The sequence below is a fragment of the Paenibacillus sp. FSL W8-0919 genome, assembly GCF_038003785.1.
In the GTDB taxonomy this organism is placed as follows: Bacteria; Bacillota; Bacilli; order Paenibacillales; family Paenibacillaceae; genus Paenibacillus_AQ; species Paenibacillus_AQ lactis.
This window is the reverse complement of record NZ_JBBOPV010000001.1, coordinates 3,733,299-3,759,838: the sequence shown is the minus strand read 5'-3', so window position 1 is coordinate 3,759,838 and position 26,540 is coordinate 3,733,299. Positions and strand designations below refer to the sequence as shown.

Annotated in this window: 23 protein-coding genes and 1 pseudogene; 9 read left to right on the top strand and 15 right to left on the bottom strand. The window is 50.1% G+C overall.

Annotated elements, in window-relative coordinates; genetic code table 11:
* Positions 1 to 31: 31 nt before the first annotated feature.
* On the bottom strand, positions 32 to 541 hold the full coding sequence (locus tag NST44_RS17170; RefSeq protein WP_210095096.1) for a metallophosphoesterase family protein: 510 nt from the start codon (positions 539 to 541) through the stop codon (positions 32 to 34).
* 263 nt (positions 542 to 804) lie between these two features.
* Between NST44_RS17170 and NST44_RS17165 the strand changes: the two genes are divergently transcribed.
* Complete coding sequence (locus tag NST44_RS17165; RefSeq protein WP_210095097.1) at positions 805 to 1,440, top strand: LysE family transporter; 636 nt, start codon at positions 805 to 807, stop codon at positions 1,438 to 1,440.
* On the opposite strand, the gene NST44_RS17160 is transcribed toward NST44_RS17165, so the two are convergent.
* On the bottom strand, positions 1,437 to 2,816 hold the full coding sequence (locus tag NST44_RS17160) for an amino acid permease (protein WP_210095098.1): 1,380 nt from the start codon (positions 2,814 to 2,816) through the stop codon (positions 1,437 to 1,439). The two genes, NST44_RS17165 and NST44_RS17160, sit on opposite strands and share 4 nt — an antisense overlap.
* Before the next feature lie 211 nt (positions 2,817 to 3,027).
* Here NST44_RS17160 and NST44_RS17155 point away from each other — a divergent pair, with 211 nt between their 5' ends.
* The 6 genes and pseudogenes from NST44_RS17155 (at position 3,028) to NST44_RS17125 (ending at position 10,465) form a co-directional block, all read left to right on the top strand.
* Positions 3,028 to 4,125 carry a GerAB/ArcD/ProY family transporter gene (locus NST44_RS17155; RefSeq protein ID WP_210095099.1) on the top strand — a complete coding sequence of 366 codons (1,098 nt, stop codon included), beginning with the start codon at positions 3,028 to 3,030 and terminating at the stop codon, positions 4,123 to 4,125.
* Positions 4,122 to 5,528 (top strand): spore germination protein, encoded by a 1,407-nt coding sequence (locus NST44_RS17150; protein WP_213616982.1) that lies wholly within the window; start codon positions 4,122 to 4,124, stop codon positions 5,526 to 5,528. Before NST44_RS17155 ends, NST44_RS17150 begins: the two co-directional genes overlap by 4 nt.
* Positions 5,525 to 6,664 carry a Ger(x)C family spore germination protein gene (locus NST44_RS17145; RefSeq protein ID WP_007128603.1) on the top strand — a complete coding sequence of 380 codons (1,140 nt, stop codon included), beginning with the start codon at positions 5,525 to 5,527 and terminating at the stop codon, positions 6,662 to 6,664. The genes NST44_RS17150 and NST44_RS17145 overlap by 4 nt, the downstream gene beginning before the upstream one ends.
* Before the next feature lie 197 nt (positions 6,665 to 6,861).
* Positions 6,862 to 8,264, top strand: a pseudogene (locus NST44_RS31090) (spore germination protein).
* Positions 8,257 to 9,351, top strand: coding sequence for a GerAB/ArcD/ProY family transporter (locus NST44_RS17130; RefSeq protein WP_340900212.1), 1,095 nt, complete (start codon positions 8,257 to 8,259; stop codon positions 9,349 to 9,351). The pseudogene NST44_RS31090 and the gene NST44_RS17130 overlap by 8 nt, the downstream one beginning before the upstream one ends.
* Before the next feature lies 1 nt (position 9,352).
* Positions 9,353 to 10,465, top strand: a complete 1,113-nt coding sequence (locus NST44_RS17125) for a Ger(x)C family spore germination protein (RefSeq protein WP_340900211.1) — start codon at positions 9,353 to 9,355, stop codon at positions 10,463 to 10,465.
* A 222-nt stretch (positions 10,466 to 10,687) separates the two neighbouring features.
* Here the strand turns inward: NST44_RS17125 and NST44_RS17120 are convergent, their stop codons facing one another.
* The 4 genes from NST44_RS17120 to NST44_RS17105 all read right to left on the bottom strand — a co-directional run bounded on the left by NST44_RS17120 (position 10,688) and on the right by NST44_RS17105 (position 16,907).
* Positions 10,688 to 12,145: a PTS transporter subunit EIIC gene (locus NST44_RS17120; RefSeq protein ID WP_007128607.1), complete on the bottom strand. Its 1,458-nt coding sequence runs from the start codon at positions 12,143 to 12,145 to the stop codon at positions 10,688 to 10,690.
* Positions 12,146 to 12,582: 437 nt separating this feature from the next.
* Positions 12,583 to 13,080 carry a PTS sugar transporter subunit IIA gene (locus NST44_RS17115; RefSeq protein ID WP_340900207.1) on the bottom strand — a complete coding sequence of 166 codons (498 nt, stop codon included), beginning with the start codon at positions 13,078 to 13,080 and terminating at the stop codon, positions 12,583 to 12,585.
* On the bottom strand, positions 13,080 to 13,967 hold the full coding sequence (locus tag NST44_RS17110; protein ID WP_007128609.1) for a BglG family transcription antiterminator: 888 nt from the start codon (positions 13,965 to 13,967) through the stop codon (positions 13,080 to 13,082). Before NST44_RS17110 ends, NST44_RS17115 begins: the two co-directional genes overlap by 1 nt.
* A gap of 246 nt (positions 13,968 to 14,213) precedes the next feature.
* Positions 14,214 to 16,907 (bottom strand): CHASE3 domain-containing protein, encoded by a 2,694-nt coding sequence (locus NST44_RS17105; protein WP_040738169.1) that lies wholly within the window; start codon positions 16,905 to 16,907, stop codon positions 14,214 to 14,216.
* 214 nt (positions 16,908 to 17,121) lie between these two features.
* Here NST44_RS17105 and NST44_RS17100 point away from each other — a divergent pair, with 214 nt between their 5' ends.
* Entirely contained in the window at positions 17,122 to 17,709 is a 588-nt protein-coding gene (locus NST44_RS17100) for a cupin domain-containing protein (RefSeq protein ID WP_007128611.1), read from the top strand.
* Between the two features lie 116 nt (positions 17,710 to 17,825).
* On the opposite strand, the gene NST44_RS17095 is transcribed toward NST44_RS17100, so the two are convergent.
* A complete protein-coding gene (locus NST44_RS17095; protein ID WP_007128612.1) occupies positions 17,826 to 18,203 on the bottom strand; it encodes a DivIVA domain-containing protein in 378 nt (125 codons plus the stop codon).
* A gap of 224 nt (positions 18,204 to 18,427) precedes the next feature.
* On the opposite strand from NST44_RS17095, the gene NST44_RS17090 reads away from it, so the two are divergent.
* Positions 18,428 to 18,982: a TraR/DksA C4-type zinc finger protein gene (locus NST44_RS17090; RefSeq protein WP_007128613.1), complete on the top strand. Its 555-nt coding sequence runs from the start codon at positions 18,428 to 18,430 to the stop codon at positions 18,980 to 18,982.
* A gap of 79 nt (positions 18,983 to 19,061) precedes the next feature.
* Here NST44_RS17090 and NST44_RS17085 read toward each other — a convergent pair whose 3' ends face one another.
* The 8 genes from NST44_RS17085 to NST44_RS17050 all read right to left on the bottom strand — a co-directional run bounded on the left by NST44_RS17085 (position 19,062) and on the right by NST44_RS17050 (position 26,341).
* Complete coding sequence (locus tag NST44_RS17085; protein WP_340900203.1) at positions 19,062 to 19,601, bottom strand: ArsR/SmtB family transcription factor; 540 nt, start codon at positions 19,599 to 19,601, stop codon at positions 19,062 to 19,064.
* 106 nt (positions 19,602 to 19,707) lie between these two features.
* Positions 19,708 to 20,985 (bottom strand): MFS transporter, encoded by a 1,278-nt coding sequence (locus tag NST44_RS17080; protein ID WP_340900201.1) that lies wholly within the window; start codon positions 20,983 to 20,985, stop codon positions 19,708 to 19,710.
* 309 nt (positions 20,986 to 21,294) lie between these two features.
* Positions 21,295 to 22,326, bottom strand: a complete 1,032-nt coding sequence (locus NST44_RS17075; protein ID WP_213616994.1) for a Gfo/Idh/MocA family protein — start codon at positions 22,324 to 22,326, stop codon at positions 21,295 to 21,297.
* A 46-nt stretch (positions 22,327 to 22,372) separates the two neighbouring features.
* Entirely contained in the window at positions 22,373 to 22,735 is a 363-nt protein-coding gene (locus tag NST44_RS17070) for a helix-turn-helix transcriptional regulator (protein WP_007128617.1), read from the bottom strand.
* Between the two features lie 716 nt (positions 22,736 to 23,451).
* A complete protein-coding gene (locus tag NST44_RS17065; RefSeq protein ID WP_244152709.1) occupies positions 23,452 to 24,312 on the bottom strand; it encodes an IS3 family transposase in 861 nt (286 codons plus the stop codon).
* A gap of 11 nt (positions 24,313 to 24,323) precedes the next feature.
* The gene (locus NST44_RS17060; RefSeq protein WP_007129247.1) at positions 24,324 to 24,620 is read right to left on the bottom strand and encodes a transposase; all 297 of its coding nucleotides are present in this window, start codon (positions 24,618 to 24,620) and stop codon (positions 24,324 to 24,326) included.
* A 512-nt stretch (positions 24,621 to 25,132) separates the two neighbouring features.
* Positions 25,133 to 25,588, bottom strand: a complete 456-nt coding sequence (locus tag NST44_RS17055; protein WP_340900198.1) for a hypothetical protein — start codon at positions 25,586 to 25,588, stop codon at positions 25,133 to 25,135.
* 15 nt (positions 25,589 to 25,603) lie between these two features.
* Positions 25,604 to 26,341 (bottom strand): acyltransferase, encoded by a 738-nt coding sequence (locus NST44_RS17050; protein ID WP_340900196.1) that lies wholly within the window; start codon positions 26,339 to 26,341, stop codon positions 25,604 to 25,606.
* Between the last annotated feature and the right edge of the window lie 199 nt (positions 26,342 to 26,540).

Genomic DNA, 26,540 nt, shown 5'->3' with positions numbered 1-26,540 from the left:
CACTCACCATCAGTATATGACTGAATCTTCTTTATGTACGGTCATAGAACACATGTCCCGCATCCAAGCGGCCTTCGGCAACCCGAATGATGCCGTGCGAATATTGAGGCTGTCTTCGCTTATCCGTCGGAGAGCCGGGATTGAAGAGCAACGTGCCCCGAACCGACTCCATATACGGAATATGGGAGTGACCGAATACGATCATATCCACGTTGCTTCCCTCAAATGCCTTCAGCGCGCGTCCTGGCGTCGTCCCGCCTTTTCCGTGTCCATGCACAATTCCGATCCGATGACCAAGAACCTCAACGATCTTCTGGTATCCCAGCTTCGAAATAACTTCCTCCGGATCTGTATTGCCGGCTACGCCTTCGACCGGAGCATAGCGGCTGAGCTGTTCATAGACATTCCAGCTCGACCAATCGCCCGCATGCAAAATAAGCTGCGCTTCCTTCAAGTCCTCCAACAACCGAGAGGGCAGCTGCTTGCTTCGCATGGGTATATGGGTATCCGATACCACGACGATTTTGTAAGGCCTGCTCATGATTTCCCTCCTCTTCACTGCCGGTTCGATCCCTTTACGGTATCGAAGGCATCGCTACCTACTATCCTAGCAAAAACCGCTGCTGAATCAAAATAATCGGCAAAAGTTAAAACGGCCCCCACGTTTTCAGGTCAGCCGTTTGATTCGTTTTTTTCAAATGAATGTTCTTAGATGGGCATTCCCGTGAATAGAATGGTACGAGCCATCTTCTGTACAAGCCATATGAAAATTCAGGTACCGTAATAGGGGAGGAAATCGTTGTCATGAGCATGATATTCAGCTATATCCTATTGGGACTCTCGCTCTCTGCGCCGCTTGGTCCTATTAATGCAGCCCAGCTCGACCAAGGGATCAAAAAAGGGTTCTGGCATGCCTGGATGTTTGGAATCGGTGCCGTGCTGGCGGATATCCTGTACATGATTCTCGTCTATTTGGGCGTCGTTCATTTCCTGAGCACCCCCTTCATGCAGACATTCCTGTGGCTGTTCGGTGCATTCGTGCTCATCTATACAGGCGTAGAAAGCATCATCAATGCAAGGAAGGTAACAATCAGTTCAACGAGCGGCGGAGAATCGGTTATGAAAACGCTGGTCTCCGGCTTCCTGATGTCCGTCTCCAATCCGATGACCATTCTGTTCTGGCTCGGGATCTACGGCTCCATTCTGGCAAAGACGGCGGCCGATAATGGTACAGGCCAGCTGTTCGTCTACAGTATTGCCGTCATTTCAGGAGTCGTCTTGTGGGATTTCTTCATGGCCATGGTGAGCAGCATGTTCCGAAAATATTTAAGCCAAAGAGCAATATCGGTAATTTCCGTGCTCTCTGGCCTCTCATTGGTTGTATTCGGTTTGTATTTCGGGATTCGTGCGGTGTCGCTGCTGTATCCCGTGCTGTTCTAACGGGCAGGCTTCGGACGCAGCTTGGGCTTGCCCGCCTTCTTGGATTCTTGGGCGGATTTCTTCCAAACCCTCTGCATGAACAATACGACGATGCCGATCATGACAATAAAGCCGAAGCTGATCCACAGCCCCGGGCGGCTCGTCGGATGAAATGCGGTGCCGCTTACCCCTGCGGCGATCATCAGCATGCCGGCGAAGCGTTTGATATGCCCCCATACGGTAAGCCGGATGATTTTCCCGGCCGTAACCAGAATGAAGAACCAGTTGTACAGCAGCATTAAGCCGGCGGCAGTCGTAAGATATTCATATATTTTGCCCGGTATCAGGAGCGACAGTATGATCGACACGGCAAGCCCGGCTGCGGTTAGCGCCAGCGCGAACACAGGTGTTTTTCGCCTGGTTTTCTTTTTGGCAAATACCTTCGGAGCGTCTTGGTCCTCCGATAACGTGACCAACATGGTGGTTACGGCATAGAGCGATGCCACCATCGTCGAAAATCCTGCAATAATCAGGACCGCATTAAAGACATGCGGGACGAAAGGAAGATTATACGACCCTAATGCTACAACAAACGGGCTTTTGGCCGGAGAGAAACGGTTCCATGCCACCATCATGACGGCTAGCCCTATCGATATAATATAAACGATGGACAGCAGCAAAATCATGATCTTTCCTGACTTCGGCGCCTCCTTCGGGTTCTTTAACCGTACGGCCATCACCCCCATCACTTCGATTCCCCCAAATGCGTAAAAAGCAAAGATCAGGGATGCCCACAGCCCCCTTCCCCCTGCTGCGAAAAAATCTCCCCAGCTCGCCGGAAGCTGCGGCCTTGCCCCTCCGCGAAGCCATCCGAAGCATGCCGCAGCGGCAATTGCCAGGAACATGACAATCGCCGCAATTTTCAGAACGGCCAGCACATTCTCCAGCCTGTCAAAGCCCTTGTTGCCGATCCATATGACAAACAACCCGAGTACTGCATAGCCGCAAGCGAATATCCACATCGGGATGTCCGGAAACCAGAAGCGCGAGAAGATGGATAGCGCCGTCATCTGACTCCCCATAATCAGCACCTCCGCGCACCAGTACATCCATCCGGTCGAGAATCCCGCCCATCTGCCGTAAGCCTGCTTTGCGTATGTTCTGAAGGAGCCCGGCTGCGGGTCATCCGCCGTCATTCGTGCCAGCATATCGAATACGAGATACGTGGCGCAGGCGGCTATCACGATCGAGATGAGAAACGCCGGCCCGCCAACCCGGATACCAAGCGCCGATCCAAGGAAATAACCTGTCCCGATAGTCGATGCTACGCCTAAGAGGGATAGCTGCCACCATTTCAACGTGCCTTTTCTGTTTCTTGACTTCCTTCCTCTGCTCACACAAGCATCCCCCAATCTTGTAGTCCTACAAAAGCTTACCTTATTATGCAGGGTTGCGAATGGCTTTATGTACCGGGCGCTCGCCCTATTTATGGCTTCCAAGAGGGTCAGCCTATTGACGTTTTTCCCCCTCCATGATTGGATGAGATCGCATATTTTGGGTATTTCCCGAGAACTCTAAGCCGTATAAAAGCCGGTAAGGAGGATGAGCATGTCAGGGGGAAGCGGAATTCCAACGAATCAGGCATTTATGATGATGATGCTAACAGCCGGCTTGACGAACCACGTCATGATCATTCCGGTGCTCATTGAAACATCGGGGCGGGACGCCTGGATCACGATTCTTGTTTCCGCCGTTTTGTTTCTTCCATGGGTGCTTCTGATTTACGGCATTATCCGTAAGCTTGGAGACCGCACCATCCGGCAGGCGATCGATGAGAGCAGCGGCAAGGGTGCACGAATGGTTATCATGGGCATGTCGGCTTTGTACTTCATCTCGTTTGCCTTTTACACGCTCAAGGAAGTGATCGACTGGACGAAATCCACCTATTTGCTGCAGACTCCCGTCATCGCCACGTCCCTGATTCTGGTCTTGCTATGTCTGGTAACCGCGCGACAAGGATTACGGACAGTCGGCATCTCTGCGGGAATTCTGCTGCCCATCGTCGTACTTCTTGGCATATTTGTATCCGTTGCAAATTTTAAAGTGAAGAACTACCACTATCTGATGCCGGTACTTGAGCATGGCTTCACCCCGGTCCTCAAGGGTCTGCCGGTCATGTTCGGGGGGCTGTCGCAGTTTATATTGATCCTGTTTCTTCGGCCGTATCTTCAGAAAAAGCCTCGTTTCCTGACGGTGCTTGCGATTCACGCCGTACTAGTGTTCTTGACATTCGGTCCCACGATAGGCGGCATTGCGGAATTCGGACCTGAAGAGATGAAACTGCAGCGTTATCCGGCCTATGAGCAGTGGCGCCTCGTAAAGCTCGGCAAATTCGTTGAGCATGTCGACTTTCTGTCCATCTTCCAGTGGCTGAGCGGAGCCTATATTTCCATCTCGCTATCGATTTATTTGCTGTGCGAGACGCTGCTGCCGCCTTCGAAGCGAAGCGTCGGTATACTGGCAGTCTCCTTGCTAATGATCATTCTCTGCGCATCGCCCATCAGTAATCTGAAGATGTACTATGTCATGGCCGACTATTTCTTGCCGATCTCCAGCATCTACCTCACCGTACTGAGCGTACTCATGTTCCTCCTGATTCGAAGACAACCGCATCACAGCTCAGCGAAAGGAGAGAATTCTTCATGATAACCTTGGAAAGTCTACAAGAACGATTTGCCGATTGCGACGATATCCTTATTTCAACGTTCCCTGGTATCGACGATGCCAAGCAGCCTTGGGCCATATTGATCTATAACGTCTATATGAGCGACACGGCGTTGATCTCCAAAATCATTCTGCCCGTCATCAACGATAAATGGAAAGCTTGCAGCGATCAGAACAAAGCCTTCGATCCCTCCGAGCTGAAAATGCAGCTTAGCCTGGAACAAGTAACGGATGAGGATGCACTTGTAGATCATATTTTTTCAGGGGATGTAGCGCTGTATTTCCCGAGCAGCGATAAGCTGTATTCATTTAGCGCGGCGAATAATATTTCAAGATCCCCGGAGGAAAGCTCCTCCGAAACCTCGATCAAAGGCCCAAAGGACGGATTCGTCGAGGAATTGGACACCAATGTAGCCCTCATACGCAAGCGCATGAAAACGACAGATCTCGTCTTTACCGCGTTTGAGCTGGGTGACCGGAGTAAAACCTCTATTGGAATCATGTATCTCAAAGATAAAGTCATCCCTGAGACGGTGGATGAAGTTACCAAGAAGCTTCAATCGTTCAATGGGGAATCGCCTACCGGCATCGCAGAGCTGGCTGAGCATATATCTCCGTACCGGTACAGCGTGCTGCCGATGTTCGATTATACCGGCCGGCCGGATCGGGCCTATGATTCCTTGACGCGCGGCAGGTTGATCATCATCATGCAGGGAAGTCCGGTCGTTCTGGTCGCGCCGGCCAGCCTCATGCAGCTTCTATTCGCGACCGAGGATCCCCAAATGCCATACTACTACGTCTTTCCATGGAGACTGCTACGGCTGCTGGGTTTTCTGATTTCCATCATGCTGCCGGGATTCTATATCACGGTTGTGTCCTTTCATCAAGACCAGATCCCGTTCCCGCTCCTAGCTACGATCGCCAATACCCGGCTCGGCCTTCCGATTCCAACCGGATTCGAAATGCTGATCATTCTGTTTCTGCTGACGCTGCTTCGGGAAGCCGGCATACGGATGCCTTCTCCGATCGCTTCAACGATTACGGTCGTTTCCGGCATCATTATCGGGGACGCAGCGATACGGGGCGGATTCTTCTCCCCGACCATGACGGTGATCGGTGCGCTGTCCTTTGTGGCCGGCTCAACCCATACCAACGAGGATTTCGTCGTCACACAGACGATTATGCGGTACTTCATCCTTGGTTTATCTGCCATTCTCGGCCTATTCGGCTTCTTCGTATCGGTATTCTTTATCGTCCAATATATGGCTCACCATCGCCCGTTCGGACAGCCTTTTCTGGCTCCCTTCTCCCCGTTCTCTTTGTCCAAGGTCGTGCGAAACCTGATGAGACTCCCTGATAAACGGAAGAAAGGCGGGGCGATATGAAGAAGCTTCTCTGCCTCTTCATCATCATGTCCGTGCTGCTTGCCGGCTGCTGGGACAACAAAGAGGTCCAGGACATCAATTATATTACCGCGCTCGGAATCGATTACAAGGAAGATCAGTATATCATCTATGTTCAGATGCTTGATTTTGCGACGATTGCCAGACAGGAAGGAACAAAACAGACCGAAACGGCACCGATTTGGGTCGGCAGGGGAACCGGAAGCACGCTCTCGGATGCGCTGATCGATCTTTACACGGCAAACCAGCAGCGGATTTCTTGGGGGCATGTGACGGCGTTGGTGCTTGGCGAGTCTGTACTGGTGCCCGAACGGTTGTCCCAAGTATTCGATATGACGAACCGGTCGCAAGAGATCCGCTATACCAAATGGATCTACGGAACCAAGGACTCGATGGAGGATCTGTTTACCGTGTCGCCTTTTTTCCAATTGTCTCCGCTGCATTCGCTGCTCCATGAGCCGCAGGAGAGCTATCGGCAATTCTCGTTCATCCGCCCGATCCAATTCGTGAACTTTATCCGTCTCTATCGTGAAGATGCGGCTACCGTCGTTCTTCCTTCCCTCCAGATTACCACGGCAAACTGGACGGAAAATTTAAAGCAGCATCCGCTGCTTGAAGTTAACGGCGCATTTTTGATACAGCATCAGACCCTGAAGGGATGGATGCAACGTTCCGATCTCGCCGGTATCCGCTGGCTCTCCACGCCCGAGACACGCGCTTCCCTGGTCGTATTTTCCGGAATCAAAGCGGCTGGCAGCATCTACCTGGAGAATCCGAAATCCGCCATTGAGATCATACGCGAAGGAGAGGAGGTCTATTACCGGATCAAATTGAACGTTGATGGAATGGTCCAAAATATTTATCAGAAGACTCGCATTGGCGAAATGAAGAAGCTAACTGAGGCTTCGCTCCGCGAGGAGATTCGGAATACCTTCCTGAAAACCGCAGCCATTCATGCCGACCCCTATCAATTAGGCCTTCAGCTTCGCCGAGCCGATCCCAAGCTATGGGACGAGCTGAGGAAAGAGAAGCGGGAAATGCATCAGGCATCGCTGCGTGAGATTGACGTTCAAGTAAGCCTTCGCTATTGGGGTCAGCGCAAAAATATAAACCGGTAAAACGGATATATATTATAGAAGCAAAAATTTAAATCTTGTAGCTTTTAACCGCTATAGAAACCCTGCACTTTTTACAAGCACAGGGTTTCTCGCATTTCATATCGGCTCTTCGCTTGAATTTCTCGCGCTTTCCCTCGCTTTCGGGATCAGCCTCAGCTTCTTACCCCAAGACTGTAGAGTGCATCAACACGCGGATTATGCATAAACTGGTGGCTGCAATGGAAATGATATCTATTAATCGTTTTGACGGGGGGAGTGATCTCGGTATGGAACTTAAAGAAAGCCTGGCTGCCTATTTTAAAGAAAACGCCGATTATTTCCATGTTGAAATTCGATTGCTGCAATATGAAGTTCAGATCATCGGTCTGGATTCTTTGGTTGATCTGCCCCAGAGCATCGCGTCCCTTCAAACCCAAACCTCAAACCTGGTCCATGCTTCACTCCAGCCCGCTGCTCTTCTGAAAATATTGGGCAAGCTTATTGAGCCTAAGCTGGAAGCGATTGTACCTGAAATCATAAAGGGCAATCTGATCCTATTCGAACCCAAGTCCGGGACTTGCAGCGCCGTCCTTCCGATATCCAAAAATGTCACCCGTTCCGTTACTTCACCCGAGACCGAAAATACGCTTTACGGAGCAAGCAGCGCTTTTCAGGAGGATATCAATACGAACATCGGCATTTTGCGAAAGCATTGCTCCGGAGGCTCCATGCAAGTGGAGACCTATAAAGTCGGGAAGAATTGCCCTAAGTCATTATTGTTAATTTATCATGAGAATCGGGTCGCCCCCGGTTACTGCATTCCGTTCAAGCGAAAATCAAGGCGGGACGGGACCAGGAGGTTGATCATATTCAGCAGCTCGGGAACATTCTGGGCGTGAACCCATGGTCGTTCGTCCCCAACTTCAACATGACGGAAATGCCGCAAAATGCGGCCCATTCCCTTCAACAGGGCAAAATCGTACTCATGATAGACCGTTATCCTTTCGCGATTATTTTGCCTAGTCTCATTATGGATATGTTCTGTTTGAAGGATGATTATAATTACGCCCTCCCCTTCATGTACCTGATCCGGTTCTTAAGAATCGTTGGCGCCTTGATCGCTACGATCATTCCCGGATTATATGTTGCCCTGGTATCCGTCAATCCCGAGGTTCTAAGACTTCAGCTGGCCTTATCGATTGCAAACAGCAGACAGGATGTCCCTTATCCTGCCTTTGTCGAGACACTCTTGCTTCTCATTGTTCTCGAGCTCATTCTGGAAGCGAGTGTGCGTCTTCCCAAAAGCGTCGGCCCCACCATTACGATGGTTGGCGGTATTATCTTGGGCCAGGCCGCCGTATCCGCCAAACTTGTCAGCAATCTGCTGATTATCGTTCTGGCAGGCACAACCATTGCTTCTTCTACGGTTGTCGGATTTCAGAACTCGGTGACTTTACGCGTGTTCAAATATGTGCTGATTATCCTATCCGCCATCTACGGCATGCTGGGTCTTCTCGCCGGGATCGTTGTCGTATGTGCTTACTTAGGTCAACAAACAAGCATGGGCATTCCTTACTTATCGTTCCCTGCATTCAATAAGAAGGATGAGCGAAATGGATAAGAGCGGTTATCAGGCAACCATATTATACGTCATTTGTCATATGGGACTTATCTTTTTTCTCTATCCGTCCGATCTGTTCACAGCCATGGACATGGGGCACTGGATCGGAATAGGGATAAGCTATGCGCTCCATACCGCTGCACTTTACGTTTATCTGAAGGGGCTCACCTGGACTGCCCAGAAGAACGTCGTGGATATGTTCCGCAGCATCGGAACCTTTTTCGCTTGGCTGTTGTTGATTCCCGTCTTCTTTTATTTTGGCATAGCGATCATCATAACGCTGAGAGCGTATTCGGAGATGCTGACCTTGGTCTTTTTATCGAGCACGCCGTTATGGGCGATCCAGCTGCTATTGATCGGCATTGCTTTTCTTATGGCCTGGCAAGGAATGGCCAGCATGGCACGCACCGGGGTCCTCTTGGTTATCCTGTTTTCGTTCCCCATTTTGTTTGTTCTCTGCCTCAGCTTTCAAAATGTGGACTGGTATTATTTGCTGCCGATCATAGATCGCGAGCAGACCTTCCATTTCTTAATCAAGCCCGATTTTCTGGTCAGTTTATTTGTGTATGCAGGCGGCTTCTTTTTTCTGGGGCTGTTACCTCCGTCCATACATATCAGTCTAAAAAAAATGATGCTGGGCTGCCTCCTCCTGCTTCCCATGTTCCTGTTATCGGTATATTTGCCGCTCCTGACCTTTGGGCAAACAACCGCCGAATTGTACGAGTTCCCCATGCTCATGACCATCGACACCGTGAATATTACATGGCTCTTGTTCGATCGGATCACGATTTTTTTCCTGTTGAGCCTGATGGCGTTTGCCCTGCTGTACTTGGGAGTCACGCTATGGATTCTCTTGACGCTTACGAAGCGTGCAATTCCGGTTATCCCGAATCTCTACCTGTTGATTGTACTGACTGCCGGATTGTTTGCCATCTCCATGGCTATTCCCAACTGGGATTTCCTGAAGAAGCTGCAAGGGTGGATCATACCTCTCAGGATGTATATTTTTCTGATCGTTCCACTGATCACGTTCATCATCGGATGGCGGCACAAGCATAAAGCAAGCCGCACAACGGAGGTTACTTAATATGAATAAGTCGGATATAAACAACCCGCATATGGACAACCCGGCTAAGCCCCGCACGGCGATCAAGCTCATTCTATTACTGGTAGGAGCGGTTCCCCTGCTTGCCGGCTGCTGGGATACCAAGGACATCAACCATCGGTCGCTTCCGGTCATCATGGGCATTTCGTTAACTGAAGAGAATCAATATAAGGTGTTCCTGGACATTCCTGCAACGAATGAAACGAGCTCGGTCAACATCGTTTCGGAAACCGGCGACACGATCAATGACATCATCGATGATATAAGCATGAATATGGAGACCCAGGTGGATCTTCTGCATTTGAAGATCGTTATTGCAGATAAAAACGTTGCCCGCAGAGGGATGGAGGATATTATATCCGCCTTTAACCGCTCCCGGGATATCTCCTCCAAAACGCTGTTAGCCATCAGCGATCAACCCCTGGATCAATTCTTCTCAGATATGGAAGCGAAATCGGAGCAAAACGGCAGTATCATCTATGATTATTTCGAGAAAAATGCCGGCTGGAACCCCCAATTGGCAGACACGCGCGTATGGCAAATGTTTCGAAGCATTCATTCCTATACGCATGATGTGATCGTCCCGATCATTCGTTCCGGCCAATCCACAAGCATCGAATGCCTGGGCGCTGCCATCATCAAAAATGGACGGATGACAGGCCAAATCGGAACCGATGAAACGCTTGTGGCCAACGCCTTTTATGGAAAAAGCGCATTCGGCAAAATCGAGGTCATGGATAGCGCCACCGTTCAAATCACCAGCAACCGGCTATCCCATCATAGCTGGCTTCAGGATGGCAAGCCTTACCTTCGAAGCCATCTCAGGCTGAAGGTTACCATTCTGGACTCCAGGGGACATCCGACAGAAACGCAGATCAAAGAAAAACTCGAAGAGCTCCTCACCCTCAGGCTGAATAAGATGTTTCGGAAAACGCAAAAAGAACAAGCCGATATATTGGCCTTGGGACAATACTTCAGAAAGCACTTGACTCGGGAACAGCTTCAGGATTGGAGATCAGGATACTATCCCAACCTGGATTTCAAGCTGCGCATAACGACCGTGGTCGAAAATCGGGGCAATCTTAAGCATTTGTGAGTTTTAACATCGATGGGGTTAGCACATCCGAGATGAGCTTTTGGAGGACAAGCGGGAAATGAATCGGGCATCCCTGCATAAGATTGATGTTTACGTAAGATTGATGTTAATGAAAGTCTTCGCTCTTGGTGGGAGCGCAGAGAAGTGAATACCGTGGAGCTTTGAATATATAAAAAGAAGCGGGTTAACTCCCCCCGCTTCTTTGGTGCTTCATTCATCAAGTTACTTCCCTGTCATGTTTTTGATCTCATCCTTCAGTTGTTCCGATTTCGGTCCGAACACAACCTGAACCGCACCTTGGCCGAGTCGCATGACTCCGGCTGCGCCGAGCGTTTTCAAAGCGGAGTCGTTCACGGCCTTGTCGTCTTTAACCACAAGACGAAGCCGGGTGATGCAAGCATCGACGCTAACGATATTGTCCTCGCCGCCGATGTTAGCCAGCACCTTGGCAGCCTGGCTGTCATTACCGGCAACCGCACCTCCTGCGCCTTCAGCGCTTTCGGTCTCCTCGCCGTCATCCTCGCGTCCAGGCGTTTTCAAGTTCAGCTTGACGATCAGGATTCTGAACAGCAGATAGTATACCACGCCGAAAGCCAAGCCTACCGGCAGGAGCAGCCATGCGTTGGTAGACAGCTTCAGATTCACCAGGTAGTCGATCAAGCCCGCCGAGAATGAGAAGCCCAGATGGACATCAAGGACGTACATGATCAATCCGGAAAGACCTGTCAAAATCGCATGCACCACATATAATACCGGAGCAACGAACATGAACGCAAATTCAAGCGGTTCGGTGATCCCCGTCAGGAACGATGCTACTGCCGAACCGATAAAGATCGAGCCGACGAGCTTGCGTTTGGACGGCTTGGCTGTATGAATAAAGGCCAGTGCCGCAGCAGGCATCGCAAACATCATGATCGGGAAGAAACCGGACATGAACATCCCGGCCGTCGGATCTCCCGCAAAGAAACGCCACAGGTCGCCGTGAACGACTTCGCCCGCGGCATTGGTGTAATCCCCAATCTGGAACCAGGCGATGGAGTTTAATACGTGGTGCAGACCCAGAGGGATCAGCAAGCGGTTGGCTGTACCGAAAATGAACGATCCAATGCCTTCAAGACCGACAACCCAGTTGCCGAAGGCGGAAATGGCATCCTGGATTGGGCTCCAAATCATGCCGATCAGCACCGCAAGCACCATCGTGGAGGCTGCCGTGATAATCGGAACAAAGCGTTTACCTGCAAAGAAGCCTAGCCAGTCCGGCATTTTAATCTTGTGGAATTTGCCATACAGGTAGGCAGACCACAGACCGACAAAGAATCCGCCAAGCACGCCCATATTCAGCTTCACGTCATCCGGTATAAACGGCATTTGCAGCGGAACTTTTTCCAGCACTCTCGTTAGCACCATGTACCCGATAAGGGCGGAAAGAGCCGCAACAGCGTCCCCGGCGAATCCGATCGCAACCCCGATCGCAAAGATAATCGGCAGATTATCCAAAATCGCAAGGGCCCCGGAAGTCATGAAAGGAGTTACATATTGATTCAGAAAAGCTCCGAGAGCTCCCAAAGGTATATCCTTTTGATAGTCGATCAATCCAAGCCCCTGCAAAATCCCTGCTGCAGGCAATGTGGCCACCGGCAGCATAAGAGACTTACCCAGCTTTTGCAATTTAGCCAGCATGTCAATCATCCTTTCAACTTCAATAATTTAGCATTGTTCTGAAAACGTTTACATAATGCGTCGAATGAACAATTATTTTTCCCCTTCCATCCTGGAAAGAAAAAACTTCGGGTAAATCCTCCTCCTCGCAAGCCTCATGTATTCATCATTTTAAGGCGGTTGTTAGATTCGAATCTGAGCATATTCTCATAAAGTTCACCAACAATGGTGACCTTTTTTAGGAACGTCTTGATTGCGTAATTGAACACCCCTGGGCCACTCTGACCAAGCAGATTCTTTAGCAACAAAAAAAGCCAAGAATAATGACGACTATACAATATAGTCCACATCTTCTTGGCTCATGCCCATGTCTATGGTAACACGCCTTAAAACGTATTCATTTGATGTTGTTATCTTAATTCAGGCTTCCCATATTGTCAATAACAAAAATATTCTTTTTAGGAATTAAGGGTGATGCTGAGTACGGGATCCGTGCCTGCAGTCACATTTCCGGTATGTCCTTCCACGGAAGCTGACAATTCATCAGCGTTCGTAACAATGATTGGAGTCACAGTCGGATAACCCGCCGCTTTGATGGCTTCCATATCGAATTCAATCAGCGTTTGGCCGGCTTTCACCGAATCCCCGACATTCACATGGCTGGTATAGCCCTCACCCTTCAAACCGACGGTGTTAATGCCGATATGAAAGAGATACTGCAAGCCGGTTGCTGAATCTTCCAGCATAACAGCATGCTTCGTTTTAATGACATGCGCCACCGTTCCGTCAAATGGAGCGATCAAACGCCCCTCCGATGGCTCGATTGCAATGCCCTTACCCATATGTCCAGCTGCAAACGCCTCATCCGGCACCTCCGACAACGGAACGGCCTTTCCGGATAATGGAGCTTTCACCTGTATAGCAGTAGCGGTCTTCTTCTTCTTCCAACCAAACATTATGATTCCTCCTTGAGTTGATTCTTCTGCTGCAATCGGCCCGTAAACAGGCGATAAAGATGCATGGCCAAAAAGCAGACCTCCGCTTCCGGCACTTCCTTGCCAAGCTCCCGCTCCATCATGGCAGCAAGCTCTTTGGCCAATTCATATTCATCCGCAAATTTTGCGCGGATCTGCTCCGCAAACGGGTTATCGACATTTACATCCTGATTCAATATACGGTCGACCGAGAAGCGAAGGTGCATAAGCAGCCGCACGTAATCCATGCTTCCCCGGTCGAATCGGATCCGTCGCTTTGTCTCGATTTGCTTCACAAGTGCACCCACCACATTGGAAGCCTTCACGAGATGGCCTACAGGCACATGGCTGACCGCCGAATAAACGTGATAGGTCAAGAAACCAATCTCATCCTCCGGTACGGTGATATGAAAGGCCTGTCCGATAAGCTCTGCCGCTTTGACAGCAATTTCGTATTCCTTAGGGAAGCTGATTCGGGTCTCTTCGAGGAAAGGGTTGATGATATCCATCCCTTTTCGGATCCGATAGACGGTAAATTGGATATGGCTTGGCAAAGCCAAGTAGACCTTGTCGTTTAAAGTACCCGGGAATTCCTGCACAATCATATTCAGAATCTGATCGGTAATGTCCATCACCAACGGATCAAATTCCTCGAGCAAATGATGGGCCTGGCTCCATTGCTCGCGGTCTTCCAGCTTAAAAAGCTTCTCGATCCGGGAATCGCTTGCAGAAATTTCCGCTCCAGCTTTGATCCCGAAACCGATTCCTTTGCCAAGGATCACATATTCGGATTCTTTCTTGCCGCCGGTTGCCATGACGACATTGTTACCGATGACGCGAATAACCGTAAACGATTCGAGCCCGCTCATAGACTTCCCCCTTTCCTTAAAGTTTAACAAAAGAGCCTCGAAAGGATGCATGGGCAGCATATTAAATAAGCCAAGAAAAGACGTCCCCGAAGGATGTCTCTTCTTGGCTCATGCCCTGTTAAGGTAACACGCCGTCTACCGTCTAGTTATGACTCCATCATAAATCAAGCGCAATGCATTCGTCAACATGCGACAAGAACGCACATGTTTTCTGAAGGCCCCGGACACGATTAGAGCCCGGCGCCTTCAGGCTCCTTGGTCCCCGGTTAATTCTTTGATTGCGGCAACGACCTTCTCCATACGTACCGGCTTCATAATATAACCGTTCGCCCCGTATCCCAGATACTGATCCCGGTCCATCGCCCTTGCGGTCATAATAATGATCGGCAGGTCCGCCCAATCGGGATTGCTTCGAATTCGTTTCAATGCCTCCACTCCGTCCATCTCCGGCATGACGATATCGAGCAGAACGAAATCGATCTCCGGATGCTTTTCCAGAAGCTCCAGACATTCATATCCGTTCTGAGCCGTGTATACGGTCATGTGAAGATTCTCAAGCGCATTGGTCAATCCGTACACATTGCGGATATCGTCATCCACGATCAGCACGGTTTTGTGCTCTAGTTCCTTTAGACATTCCGGCTCCTTAACTCCGGTCGTCTGATAGTCCTGCAGAATCTCCTCACTCCGGGCTGCAGCAGCCTCAGGCATAATAAAGAGGCTTTCGACCGTCTCGGAATCCGTTACGAGCGGAAGGTATAAAATAAATGTGCTCCCCTTGCCCTCCTCGCTCTCGACGGTGATATAACCGCCCAGCAGCTTGGCCAGGTGAAGGGAAATCGAGAGTCCGAGACCCGTCCCTCCGAATTTGCGCGCCGTCATCTCTTCCCCTTGGTGAAACGCCTCAAAGATCGAATGAAGCTGATTCGAGGCAATACCGATTCCCGTATCCTCCACCGAGAAGGCAATCGCTTCTCCGGTGATCATGAAATCGGAAGTCACGATGGAGTTCATCTTCGACACGTGCAGTCGTACACGGCCGCTCTCGGTAAACTTGATTGCATTGGACAACAGATTACGAAGAATTTGATGCAGTCTCAGCCCGTCGCTGTAGATGATATCCGGTAAGTCGTCGTCCATTTCGATCACGAAGTCCAAATTTTTCGACTCCGCGCTTTTGGCGAAATATCCCCTCATTTGCTCTGGAAGCTCCGTGAGATTGACCAAATCCATATCAATCTGCATCTTGCCTGCCTCAACCTTAGATAGATCGAGGATATCATTGATCAAGTTCAATAATTCACTGCCTGAGTTATGAATGACTGAAGCATAGTGCTGCTCTTCTTCCGTTAAGTTTCCGTTTTTGTTCTCGGATAAAATCTGCGAGAGGATGAGCATGCTGTTCAGCGGTGTTCGAAGCTCATGCGACATATTCGCCAAAAATTGCGATTTATATTTCGAGCTCTGCTCGAGCTCCTTGGCGTAATTCTCCAGCTCTTGCGCGGCAATGAGCGCCGCTTCCTTCTGGGTTGCGAGCTTCTCGTTTAGCAGCTGCATTTCAACCGTATGGGTTTGCAGTTCTTCCGTTTGGGTCTGCAGCTCTTCGGTCTGGCTCTGCAGCTCCTCATTCAATGTCTGCGATTCATGGTACAGCTGCTGGATTTCCATTTTGCTGCGAATCGAGTTCAGCGAGATGCCCAGCTGATGGGTTAACTGCTCCAGCAGCTGCATCTCCAGCGCATCAAGCGGCCGGAACATGGCCAGCTCAATCACGCCGAGCACCTTATCCTCGAAGAGAACGGGAGCCAGGAGCAGCGTGGAGGGCTCCGCATCGCCAAGCCCGGATTCGATCCGCACATAGTTTGGAGGAATATCATCGAGGATGATCATCCGCTTCTCCAGCATGCACTGCCCTACCAAGCCTTCGCCAGGGAGGAAGCGGTCTCGCACCTTATCCCACGGTTCACCGTCAGGATCAGCGAATGCGGCTGCCTTGACCAGCTCCGGACCTTTGCGAACGATAAATACCGCACCATACGGCAGATTTAGAATAGAAGCCAGCTTATGAATATAAAAACGGGAGGCCGTCTCCACCTTATCCGCAGATTGCAGCAGTGTGGACATGACGTTGACATGGTCCTTCGCCCAATTTTGCCTGCTGACCAACGCCAGCAGCTCATTGGTCGTATCCGCCAGCTTGCGAACCTCATCATGGGAATGAACTTGAACTCGCTGCGCGAGACTGCCTCCCTTGACGATATCCGAAATCATATGCGTCACCTGCAAAATTGGCCTTACAATGCTCTTGGAGACGAACCAGGCGGCCCCGATCGTAATGAAAGCAGCCCCTGCCCATAATGCATACATCGTATACAGCAGATTGGTATTGCTATGTCTCATGTCATCGATGCGGGCGGCGGTCAGCTCACGCTCCGTTTTACGGAAGGATAAGAACATGTCATGGATCGAATCCATCGCTTGCTGTCCGGGATCATTGATGAAGAAGTGGAGGGCTTCCTCATCGTGCCCAAGCTGCTTCAATTGAACGGCCGGTTGGCCTGCTACTTGTATCCATTCCTTGATGTTTTCCTTGATATTCTCGAGATGATTCGCCTGCTCGGCATTGTCGCTAATTAGCTGGTACAGCTTATTGTAGTTGATCTGCCATGCGGTTAACGCATTATTGAACGGTTCGAGATAATCCTCGTCCCCTGTAATGACATACCCCCGCTGGCCGGTTTCCATCTCCAGCATATTCTTCTCGATCTCATGCGTTAGATTGTGGACCTCGATGTCATGCTGCTCGATAAAATCCGCTTCTTGCTGCAAGGAGGAGATGCGATCCGAGACGATCCATAAAAAGGCTCCCAGACACAGTAAGATCAGCAAGTATCCTAAAACGATCTTGATGCGTATGTTGATTTTCAGGTTGTTCGACAAACAGCCAATCTCCCCCATCTTCATCAGAATAAGTCTGTCCCTATCATCATAGTAATTGTTATGAAAATGGTTTACAAGGCAAAACCTGCTTGGAAAACGGCAATGTTACTTTAGTCGTAGGCAGTCAGATTTAGATCGTTCGCAGCCACTGTAAACCATGCTGGCCGTGTTCCAGCCGCTCTTTCGGCTGTTGCGCATAAGGAGGCTTATTCGTGTGACCAACCATCATTCGCCTGAAAGCGACATGATTCCAACCAGGCATGTTTACCATCCGAGACGTATTGCCGAAAGCCCTTCGGGAAGGGGGCGTGCGGACGTATCTTCGGCGCAGCTTCCGCTGCTGCGGGGAATGGCCATGTCCGAAATTCATCTGGATCGCGGCGGCGGCCTTCCTCCCCACTGGCATCCGGATACCGATGAGCTATGCTACGTGATTCAAGGAGAAATCAGCTACCATCTCCACGATCCGGACAGAATGCAGGAGCGTTCATATTTGTTGACGTCCGGACAAGTGGCTCACGCTCCGATCGGATGGCTTCACTGGATTACGGGCTTTGCTTCAGGTACCATTCTTCTGCTTGTTTACCGGACGAGCAACCCGCATCAGGTGGAAGCGGCAAGGATATGGAGCTTGTCTTCACACGACGGGTTGTCCGCCGAGAAGCATCCCGTCAAGGAACACCCGCTGCCATCACCGGTCCCGCTTATGAGCCCGCCTGAAGTCCGGGAGTCGCAAGCCTCATCAGCGCCGGCGCCCCCCGCACTCTTCATCCCGAGATCCAACAAGAAGAACCACAAATAGCCGTTCATCGGCTGTTTGTGGTTCTTTTCATGAAAAGTATTCGTATTATGTAAGGAAAATCTAGACCATGGGCGTCACAGCAGGATCAAGCTGATGCTGACCGCCGGGGGTGGCCCTTAGTCAATATAAAAGCGTTGCTCCGGCCGGATTTGCTTCTTCAGGATGCGTAAGTCCGCCTCCAGTCTGGCCACCGTCTCTTCCAGTTCCACAGGATCCAGCAAGGGCCGCTCGGGCTCGGGCTTTACTCCCGCCTTCAAATCCCTAATAATAATTTGCTGCTCCTGCCATTTATCCATAAGATCCGAGATCGTAGCATAAAAACGTTCGTAATCCTTGATCACTTCGTCCAGGAAGGTATCCACCTCCTGCTGGTCGTATCCACGCAGCTTGGTTGAGAATTCTTTCTCATGGATAGACAAAGCGTCCAGTTGAATGCCAAGCTGCCGGAATAACTTTTTCTGTTTATCCAATCGGCGTTTCATGTGTTCATCCATTGTGATTTACCTCCAAATATTGGTACGGCTACTTAAGCAATCGGTATCTCCCTATCTTTTTTTATATCATATTCGCCGTCGTGATTAAAACTGTCCGGGGCTTTTTTGGAGAAAGTTCCAAAAACGAATGGACATGCCGTGAATCATCCCAAATGATTGTTCAGGCCCGATTTCGGGTATTGTCATACAAGAAGCATTTCATCAGATCGAGAGGAGCGACTATCATGAATGCCAAGACGAAACAACAATATGAGCAATTGAAGCAGCGCATGCTTCAGGACAAAGCGCGTCTGGAGCAACAGCTCTCCGATCCGGATTCCGTATCCGGGGAATCCCTTCGGGATTCTACCGGCGAGCTCAGTGCCGCCGACAATCACCCGGCCGACACCGGAACCGAAGTGTTCGAACGCGGACGCGATCTGGCCATCGAGGAATCGCAGCACATGGAGCTGGAACAAATCAATGCAGCCTTGGCTCGTATGGAACGCGGCGAGTATGGGCATTGCACCGTATGCGGCCAAGAGATCCCGCTTCAACGGCTGGAAGCAGTGCCTTACACGGCCTACTGCATCGACCATGCACCGAATCGGGCATTATCGGATGACCGCCCGGTTGAAGAGGATGTCATGACAGCTCCGCCATCAGGCGCAGGCATCAACCGGCAGCGTATGAGCGGCAGGTTTGATGACGCCGATGCTTGGGACGCCGTGAACGATTACGGCACGTCCACTTCGCCGGCCATGTCCGTAAAACCCGGACAAGACGATTACAAGAACTAGGTTATGCCGATCTTTCCCGCATTAGAAGACAAAGCTGACACCTGCACGGTACAGGTGCCAGCTTTTGTGCTGTGGTATATTACTCAATGGAACGGATATTCGTGGCAAAAAACTCGTATTCTTGATCCGCTTCGCTGCGTTTATTTTTATAAGGCTCCAGCAGCTTATCCAGCTCCTTGAACAGATTTCTGGCCTCATCTTCGGTCATATACAGCGTCGTATTCGTCAGCATCGAAGTTGACTCTTCATCGTTGTTGAGGTATTTAAAGAACCGGTCCCTGTTCTGATTGAACAGCTCCGACAGCAGCTTATTGGTCTCGGAGCGGATCAGCTCCTTGATGACCGGCTCTTCCGTATCGTTGCCGCGCTTGATCCGGATCGCACCAGCAAATGGCTCGTAGTATTTTGCAATGATACCATTAATCTCTTTGGTCGAGACAATCTTGACCAGCTCGATTTTCTCCAGCTTTTTCATATGATAATGAACTTTGGCGGGCACATCCCCCATCCGGTCCGCTACTTCCTTAACGGTGGCCGGACGGCCCATTTTGTTAAGTACGTTCAAAATTTGGAGTCGATATGGATCCGAATATATTTTTATTTCTTCCAGTGTCGTCAAATCCTTGCTCTCCACACCGCACACCTCAGCTTTGCAAATTTCGTTCCTCTCATTATAGGCCTAGAAGCTCGAAATTACAAAGCGTGTCACTCATTTAGATCGTCACCTAGATCCCACGGAAGCTCTTCTTGCGGAGCAGAAACATGACGGGCAGCATCATGACGATCCCCATAATCATAAACAAGATTGGGGGCGGTTGGTGCTCCGCTATGACCCCTGTGATAAAGCTGCCGACAGGAATGGCTGCCGTACACAGTACCGACATCAGCGCACCGACTCTCCCAAGGAGGGCTTTCGGCGTTACTTCCATGATGTAAGTCGAGATGGGAGTATTTAGGATGGTTACGGCAACGCCCGCCAGGAACATACATCCAGCAGCCGCTTCGATCCGAAATGCCGGCAGATTGCCCGGGATGCCTAATGCGAAGTAGCTAATGCCAAGCAGAATGGAGCCTGCTATGATCAATGTGCTCTTTTTGAAAGACTTGCCGTAGCGTCCCATCCAGATGCCGCAGCAGACCATCCCGATCAGAAGAGAACTCCCCAATACGCTCATTCCCCCTGCGCCTACCCCCAGCGTTTCTTTGACGTACACGGGCTGCAGCACGTTCAAGGGTGCAAGACAGAAATTGTTGATCATTGCAAGCACCGTTGTGATGAGAAGCAAAGCGTGCTGTTTGACGAAGGCAAGCGCTTCCCGGATATCACCGATCACTGACCTCTTCGCCGGTTCAGTAACCGCAGGACTTCCGCTTTTCTCTGCTGCTGCCTCAGCGGCTTCCGGATTCGGCATGAATGCGATGATCAACGCCGCGAAGATAAAGGTACAAGCATCGATCAAGATGGTTCCCGAAATTCCGATCAGGGCGATGAGGGCCCCCGCTGCGGATAATCCGATTAACTCGGCGCTGCGGCTGATCGATGTAGAGAAGGAGTTGCCGGTCATCAGCTTATCATGAGGAAGCAGTCTCGGCACGATCGACATTTCCGCGGGTCTTGAAAAGCATTCCAGCGTGGAGTTGATAAACGTAATGAAGAACAAATGCCACACTTCAAGGAGTCCAAAGGCAAATAGAACCGCTGTAATGGACACCATGATACCACGTCCCAGATAAATCACGATGAGTACACGCTTCTTCAGCCATCGATCGACGAATGTTCCGGTAAACAGACTGAACAGCAGCCCGGGCACAAAATTAAAAGCAAACAACGACCCCATTAAGAGCTCCGATCCTGTCAGCATATAGACCATCCAGCTGTATGCGATGGAATCCAACGAATCACCAAATCGCGTAACCGCTTGGGCGGTCAAATACAACAGATACGGCCTATGGCTCAGAAGCTGGCTGAATCCTCTCTTTTCTAACACGGCGGCATTTTGCATACTTTTTCTCCTTTTTCGATTTCGAATTGATAACTTCCCTTTTAAATCAGGCATCGTAAAAATCTTTTACAGGGACAAGAAATTCCTTTTAAAGGCACCAGAAAATCCTTTTAAAACACAAGAAATCTTTTTAAAAGCACAAGAAAATCCTTTTAAAAGCAAAATAATCGCTTTAATGGCAACGTTAAAAATTTTGGATCCGTTAAAATATTTTTATCGTTAAGTTTATTTTATCGATTGTGGAGAAGAATGCAATAGGCAAAAAAAATAAACCGCCAATGCAGCGGTTTAAGAATGTAAATCTATTGATTATGCATGGAATGGCTTGTCTTCTACCGGCGGGATTTCGATACGCGACGACGTTCGCGCGGAACGAAGGCAGGCCTCAATCGCCCGGATGTTCCTTATTGAATCGTCAGGTCCATAAGGCAATGGCCTACCGTCCATAACCGCGGCAGCCATGGCATCCGCCTGCAGCGCAAAATGGTTGTATATGCCGACCTTCTCTTCCCGGCTCCCCTTCGGGGTATGAATGCAGATTTGGGACATATGCTCCATGCGTTCCCATCCGAATGCGCAAGGAAGCTCAATTCTTCCTTCGGTTCCCGAGATCTCAAGCGAACATCTGGAATACGTCCACATCCCGCATTCGAAGGTTAGCCCAAGCCCGCTTCCAAACTCCATCATGCCATGCACCATCATATCCACGCCGTCATGCTCTTCGGAGAAAAATGCGTGGGCCGTCACGGCCCGAGGCTCCTGGCCATAGATCATTCGGGCAGCCGAAATCGGATAGCACCCCACATCGTAAATCGAGCCTCCGCCCATTTCTTGGCTGTAGCGGACATTTCCTTTATCACTCGCATTATTGAAAGTAAACGAGCCGTGGATGCCTCTAAGCTCACCGATTTCACCGCTCTCAATTATTTCGCGTACACGTGCATGCTTCGGGTGATAGCGGTACATGAACGCTTCAGCAAACAGAACATCATGGGCTTTGGCCACCTCCGCCATTTCCCTGACATCCGCTTCAGTCAATGCAGCCGGCTTCTCGCAGAGCACATGCTTTCCTGCCTCAGCAGCTTTAATGCTCCATATCTTATGAAGGTGATTGGGCAGCGGAATGTAAACCGCGTCAATATCGGGGTCATGCAGAAGCTCGTCGTAGGAACCGTAATGTCGATCAATATGATAGCGCTTGGCGAGCTCGGCCGCCTTCTCTTTATTGCGGCTTGCGACCGCTTTCACCTCACAGCGTTCCGATTTCAGGATGCCAGGTATCATGGCATTTCGTGCAATTCGAGCGGTGCTCATAATTCCGAATCGCAATTTCCTGCTCATATGGCCATTCCTCCTTCGGATCATCGTTGATGTTCGTGACTATTGACTATCCAAAATTATCGCTGACCGCTTTATGAAGAATTCCCAGGCATCGATCCAGATCTTGTTTGACCTGCTTTTTATACAGCTTGGCCTTCTCGACTCCTTCGTCGGTGAAATGGTAGAGCACGATTTCTTGAAAATCGACACGCGGATCATTGCCCTTCAGCTGCTTCGTGCGATACAGCACGCCTTCTTGTACAAGCTCATGCAGTGCACGGTAGATTTCGCTCTGCGGCGGCGAATAGCCATGATCCTTAAATTGCTGGCGCAGCTCCTCCAGCATCTGATATCCGTATCCCCGCTGCTGCTCAACCATCGTAATAAGATAAACCTTGATAAAAGCACGCTGCGCGATCATAAAAGCCATTCGAATGCCTCCTTACTGTCCGGTTCTCTTCCCGTTTGTTAAGATATCAGAAAGTATAAGCTTCGAAGGATCTGCTGCCTGATATCTCAAGAAAAACCACCGCTAAACGCGGTCTGTCTACATTGAGAGTACCTCGATAGACGTTTTTCTTATTTTCCATTATAACCCACAGTTTCCCAGTCTGCACAATAGGAGGCATCCCCTTCTTTTAACCAAAATAAGGTGGATTGAAACGTGTTGAGTAGGTATTGGGGAGGGCTGATGCGAGGATGTAATTTGTGCATCTCACTATTGCGAATTTTTCATATGTTGAAATTATTATTGTTCGCATTTAGATCGGTAGTTCGGACCAGGTTGGTTCTCGCGTCACAGACATCGTCTGCTTGCTTGTTTGCATGTTAACTTGGTAGCTGGATAGGTCATGGTTTGTCTTCAATTTGCTTGCTCGGTTGCTTATTATCTTGCTTGGTTGCTTAATTAATGGTTGGTCGAGCAAGCAGGTAGTTCGGTACTTGGTTGGTTGGTGCGCTGGGGGCCGTTGGCCGAGGTAAGCAAGGCCAGGTTTGAGACTTGTGGGAACCGTAGGGGCGTTGGCGCCGTGGGCACCCCGGAACGGCAAACAAGTCCCCAAAAGGGACTTGTAGGAGCCGTGGGCGCCACGAAACGGCAAACAAGTCCCTAAATGCTCTTCTGTCAAGAAAGTAGACACCTCTAAGCTAAGCTATACACTCGTAATAGCACTGCTCAAAACGCACCGGGGACATATACCCAATCGTACTGTTAGAACGTTTTCGGTTGTAAAAAAATTCAAGGTAACGGTACAGCTTCTGCCCGGCTTCCTCTTTTGTTTTAAACTTAGGTTTGCTGTAAATGAATTCTCGCTTTAGGATACTGTGAAACGCTTCAATACAGGCGTTGTCGTAGCAGTTTCCTTTGCGGCTCATACTGGGCTTCATGTTAAATTGCTTCAACTGTTCACGGTACTCTTTAGCGGCATATTGCGAACCGCGGTCGGAATGGTGAATCAATCCCTTCGGAGGCTTCTTAGCAGCATACGCCATCTTTAGGGCATCGAGGGTAAGGTCTGTGGTCATCCGATCGCTTAGCTTCCAACCGACGATTTGTTTGGTGTACAGATCCAGGATGCTCGCAAGGTAGAGTTTCCCTTGGCGGCAGGGGATGTACGTGATGTCAGCGACCCACTTTTCGTTGGGCTTTGTGGCTTTGAAATTTTGTTCCAACACGTTAGGGGCAATCGGGAGATCATGCTTGGAATCGGTCGTAACCACTCGGAACTTACGGGCCATGCATGAACGAAGGCCATGTTCGCGCATAATGAGGCCCACCGTACGTTCCGATACCGTCCATCCTTCCTTCACCAGCTCGTTTCGTATTCGGGGACTGCCGTAGGTTTCATCGGAGTCATAGAAGTGCCATTTCACACGTTCAGCCAGCGTTGCCTTACGTTTTTCCCGTTCAGAAGCTTCAGAGGTACGCCATTTGTAATAACCGCTCCGAGACACGTGAAAGAGAACGCACATCTTCTCCAATCGAAACTCGGAGCGATGATCTTCGATAAACTGGAACCTTAGTTCTTTTCTTTGCTGAAGATGTGCATGGCCTTTTTTAGGATCGCAATTTCTTCTCTCAAATCATCAATTTCGCGTTTCTGATCTTCGATAAGTTGGGTTTGCTGACGTAAGGTTTCCCCATGATTGACAGGCTCGTGCTCGAATGCTCGATACTTTTTGACCCAGTTGCGTAATGTGCCTGGATTAATGTTCAACTCATCGGCGATCTGCTCCAGCGTCTTCGACTGTTCTTGCACGTACTTTACGGTTTCACGCTTAAATGTCTCGTTGTAATGTTGTCTATTGCCACTCATTTTTTTTGACACCCTCTCGTCTGCTTTGTTTCATTATCGTTTTATCACTAAGGGGTGTCCACTTTTTATTCTAGCTGCAAAAAAGGGACTTGTGAGCGCCCTGGGCGCGCCGGAACGGCAAAACAAGTCCCAAAAAAGGGACTTGTAGGGGCCGTTTGCGCCACGAAACGGCAAACAAGTCCCCAAAAGGCACTTGTAGGGGCCGTTTGCGCCACGAAACGGCAAACAAGTCCCCAAAAGGCACTTGTAGGGGCCGTTTGCGCCACGAAACGGCAAACAAGTCCCTAAAAGGGACTTGTGAGCGCCCTGGGCGCCGCGGAACGGCAAACAAGTCCCTTAGAAGGACTTGTGGGCGCCGTGGGCGCCACGGAACGGCAAACAAGTCCCTAAAAGGAACTTGTGAGCGACGTTGGGTTGGGGCAGCGCAGGTGGCGCCCCGCAGGTGCGCTGCCCCCCAGGCAGTTATTTCTCGTTTTATACGTGTGAGGAACTATATACCACGGGATGCGTAACTAAACGCCGGGGGCTTGCCCAGTCTGAGCATTCGGCTTGAGCTGGCGCGGCATATCCGGGGGGTGCGGCTGCGAGCGTCCCTTTCTTCCCGACAATCCGACCAGCCATTTTCCAAAAGGCAGCTTCGACAGCACATAGGTAGCCCCATATGCGGCCGCCGCACTTATGATCCATGAAGCGGCGATTCGAACAGAAGGTGGCGCGTGCAGCAGCAGGCTTTCATCCACGCTGTAGCTGAGACGCAGTGTCAGCAGGTGCATCAGGTACGCCCCGTATGAGTATAAGCCGATGGAGGTCAGCGACTTGTTGAGCATCTCCCCGCCATATTTACAGATCCAGCAAGCCGCATCATACATGACGATGATCGAGCTGATCAAAAACAACGCCATTGACGACCGAAGCAAAGACAGCGAATAGAAGGTAATACCGCCTTGTGCCCCCCGGATTTCAGACACCGCTTGGATGAGCATCTATCCGAACAAAAAGGCAAAAACGAGCCAGTTCAGCTTCCGGTATCGGCGAATCCATCCCTTCCACTCCTGCTGATACAACCCGGCGGCGGCTCCAAGCGTAAAGTAAAAAAAGTAGTATAGCGCATTCCGGTCCGCATAAGTCGTAAACAGCTCGCTCCAAACGGGAATCTGAAGGCTTCCCATCCACTGGCCGATCTCGCTAATCCCGCTGATGAGCCATAAATACAGCCCTCCCGACAGGAGCAGAAGCAAGAGACCGATGGGGCGGCTCTCCTGTGCTTTCACGCGAAGGAAGGCTGGACGAAATAATGGATACAGCAGATACATCTGAAACAGCATGATGATGTACCAAAAATGCGAGCTGGATTTCCCGGTGATCAGAACATAGCCCAGTTGCTTCCAATCCTCCAAAACAAACGGGTTAAATCCCGAATTCATCAAAATTGTAACGACAGTCCACACAGCAAATGGAATATAGATATCGCCAAAGCGTTTTTTAATGAAGCGACCATAATGAAGATGTCCACGATCGTTGTAAAATAGCACTAAACCCGTAATAAACACAAACACAGGGACTGCAAATTTGGTGGCCATGAGCAGAATCGCCATCAAGATGCCGTCATTAGCCGTCATTCCGGGTGCAATCGAATAATGGGCAATCGAGTGTTGAAGCACGACAGCCAAAAAGGCGATGCCCCGCAATCGTTCAACCTCGGGTATTCGTTCTCTAGCCATAGCTGCTCCCCCCAATCCGAATCCGAATTCTTTGCTGACCTCATTTATTCTAAGGGAGCGGGTACGTCCGAAGCCAATCCAATAAGTTCCAGATGACTGCCCATCGCATGCCCGCTGCTCGCAGCCTCCCTTGCATATCCCGAATATCCGCAAACAACAGCCAATTAAGATGAGCTTCAACCCTTAATTAACATAAAAA

What these genes read in the sequence shown, in the direction of transcription:
- NST44_RS17155 (WP_210095099.1), top strand. Translation starts at nt 3,028, where the DNA reads ATGTCAGGGGGAAGCGGAATTCCAACGAATCAGGCATTTATGATGATG.
- NST44_RS17070 (WP_007128617.1), bottom strand. Translation starts at nt 22,735, where the DNA reads ATGGCTTTTATGATCGCGCAGCGTGCTTTTATCAAGGTTTATCTTATT.
- NST44_RS17115 (WP_340900207.1), bottom strand. Translation starts at nt 13,080, where the DNA reads ATGTTTGGTTGGAAGAAGAAGAAGACCGCTACTGCTATACAGGTGAAA.
- NST44_RS17050 (WP_340900196.1), bottom strand. Translation starts at nt 26,341, where the DNA reads ATGGCTAGAGAACGAATACCCGAGGTTGAACGATTGCGGGGCATCGCC.
- NST44_RS17150 (WP_213616982.1), top strand. Translation starts at nt 4,122, where the DNA reads ATGATAACCTTGGAAAGTCTACAAGAACGATTTGCCGATTGCGACGAT.
- NST44_RS17165 (WP_210095097.1), top strand. Translation starts at nt 805, where the DNA reads ATGAGCATGATATTCAGCTATATCCTATTGGGACTCTCGCTCTCTGCG.
- NST44_RS17095 (WP_007128612.1), bottom strand. Translation starts at nt 18,203, where the DNA reads ATGGATGAACACATGAAACGCCGATTGGATAAACAGAAAAAGTTATTC.
- NST44_RS17145 (WP_007128603.1), top strand. Translation starts at nt 5,525, where the DNA reads ATGAAGAAGCTTCTCTGCCTCTTCATCATCATGTCCGTGCTGCTTGCC.
- NST44_RS17125 (WP_340900211.1), top strand. Translation starts at nt 9,353, where the DNA reads ATGAATAAGTCGGATATAAACAACCCGCATATGGACAACCCGGCTAAG.
- NST44_RS17075 (WP_213616994.1), bottom strand. Translation starts at nt 22,326, where the DNA reads ATGAGCAGGAAATTGCGATTCGGAATTATGAGCACCGCTCGAATTGCA.
- NST44_RS17120 (WP_007128607.1), bottom strand. Translation starts at nt 12,145, where the DNA reads ATGCTGGCTAAATTGCAAAAGCTGGGTAAGTCTCTTATGCTGCCGGTG.
- NST44_RS17090 (WP_007128613.1), top strand. Translation starts at nt 18,428, where the DNA reads ATGAATGCCAAGACGAAACAACAATATGAGCAATTGAAGCAGCGCATG.
- NST44_RS17130 (WP_340900212.1), top strand. Translation starts at nt 8,257, where the DNA reads ATGGATAAGAGCGGTTATCAGGCAACCATATTATACGTCATTTGTCAT.
- NST44_RS17060 (WP_007129247.1), bottom strand. Translation starts at nt 24,620, where the DNA reads ATGAGTGGCAATAGACAACATTACAACGAGACATTTAAGCGTGAAACC.
- NST44_RS17110 (WP_007128609.1), bottom strand. Translation starts at nt 13,967, where the DNA reads ATGAGCGGGCTCGAATCGTTTACGGTTATTCGCGTCATCGGTAACAAT.
- NST44_RS17170 (WP_210095096.1), bottom strand. Translation starts at nt 541, where the DNA reads ATGAGCAGGCCTTACAAAATCGTCGTGGTATCGGATACCCATATACCC.
- NST44_RS17080 (WP_340900201.1), bottom strand. Translation starts at nt 20,985, where the DNA reads ATGCAAAATGCCGCCGTGTTAGAAAAGAGAGGATTCAGCCAGCTTCTG.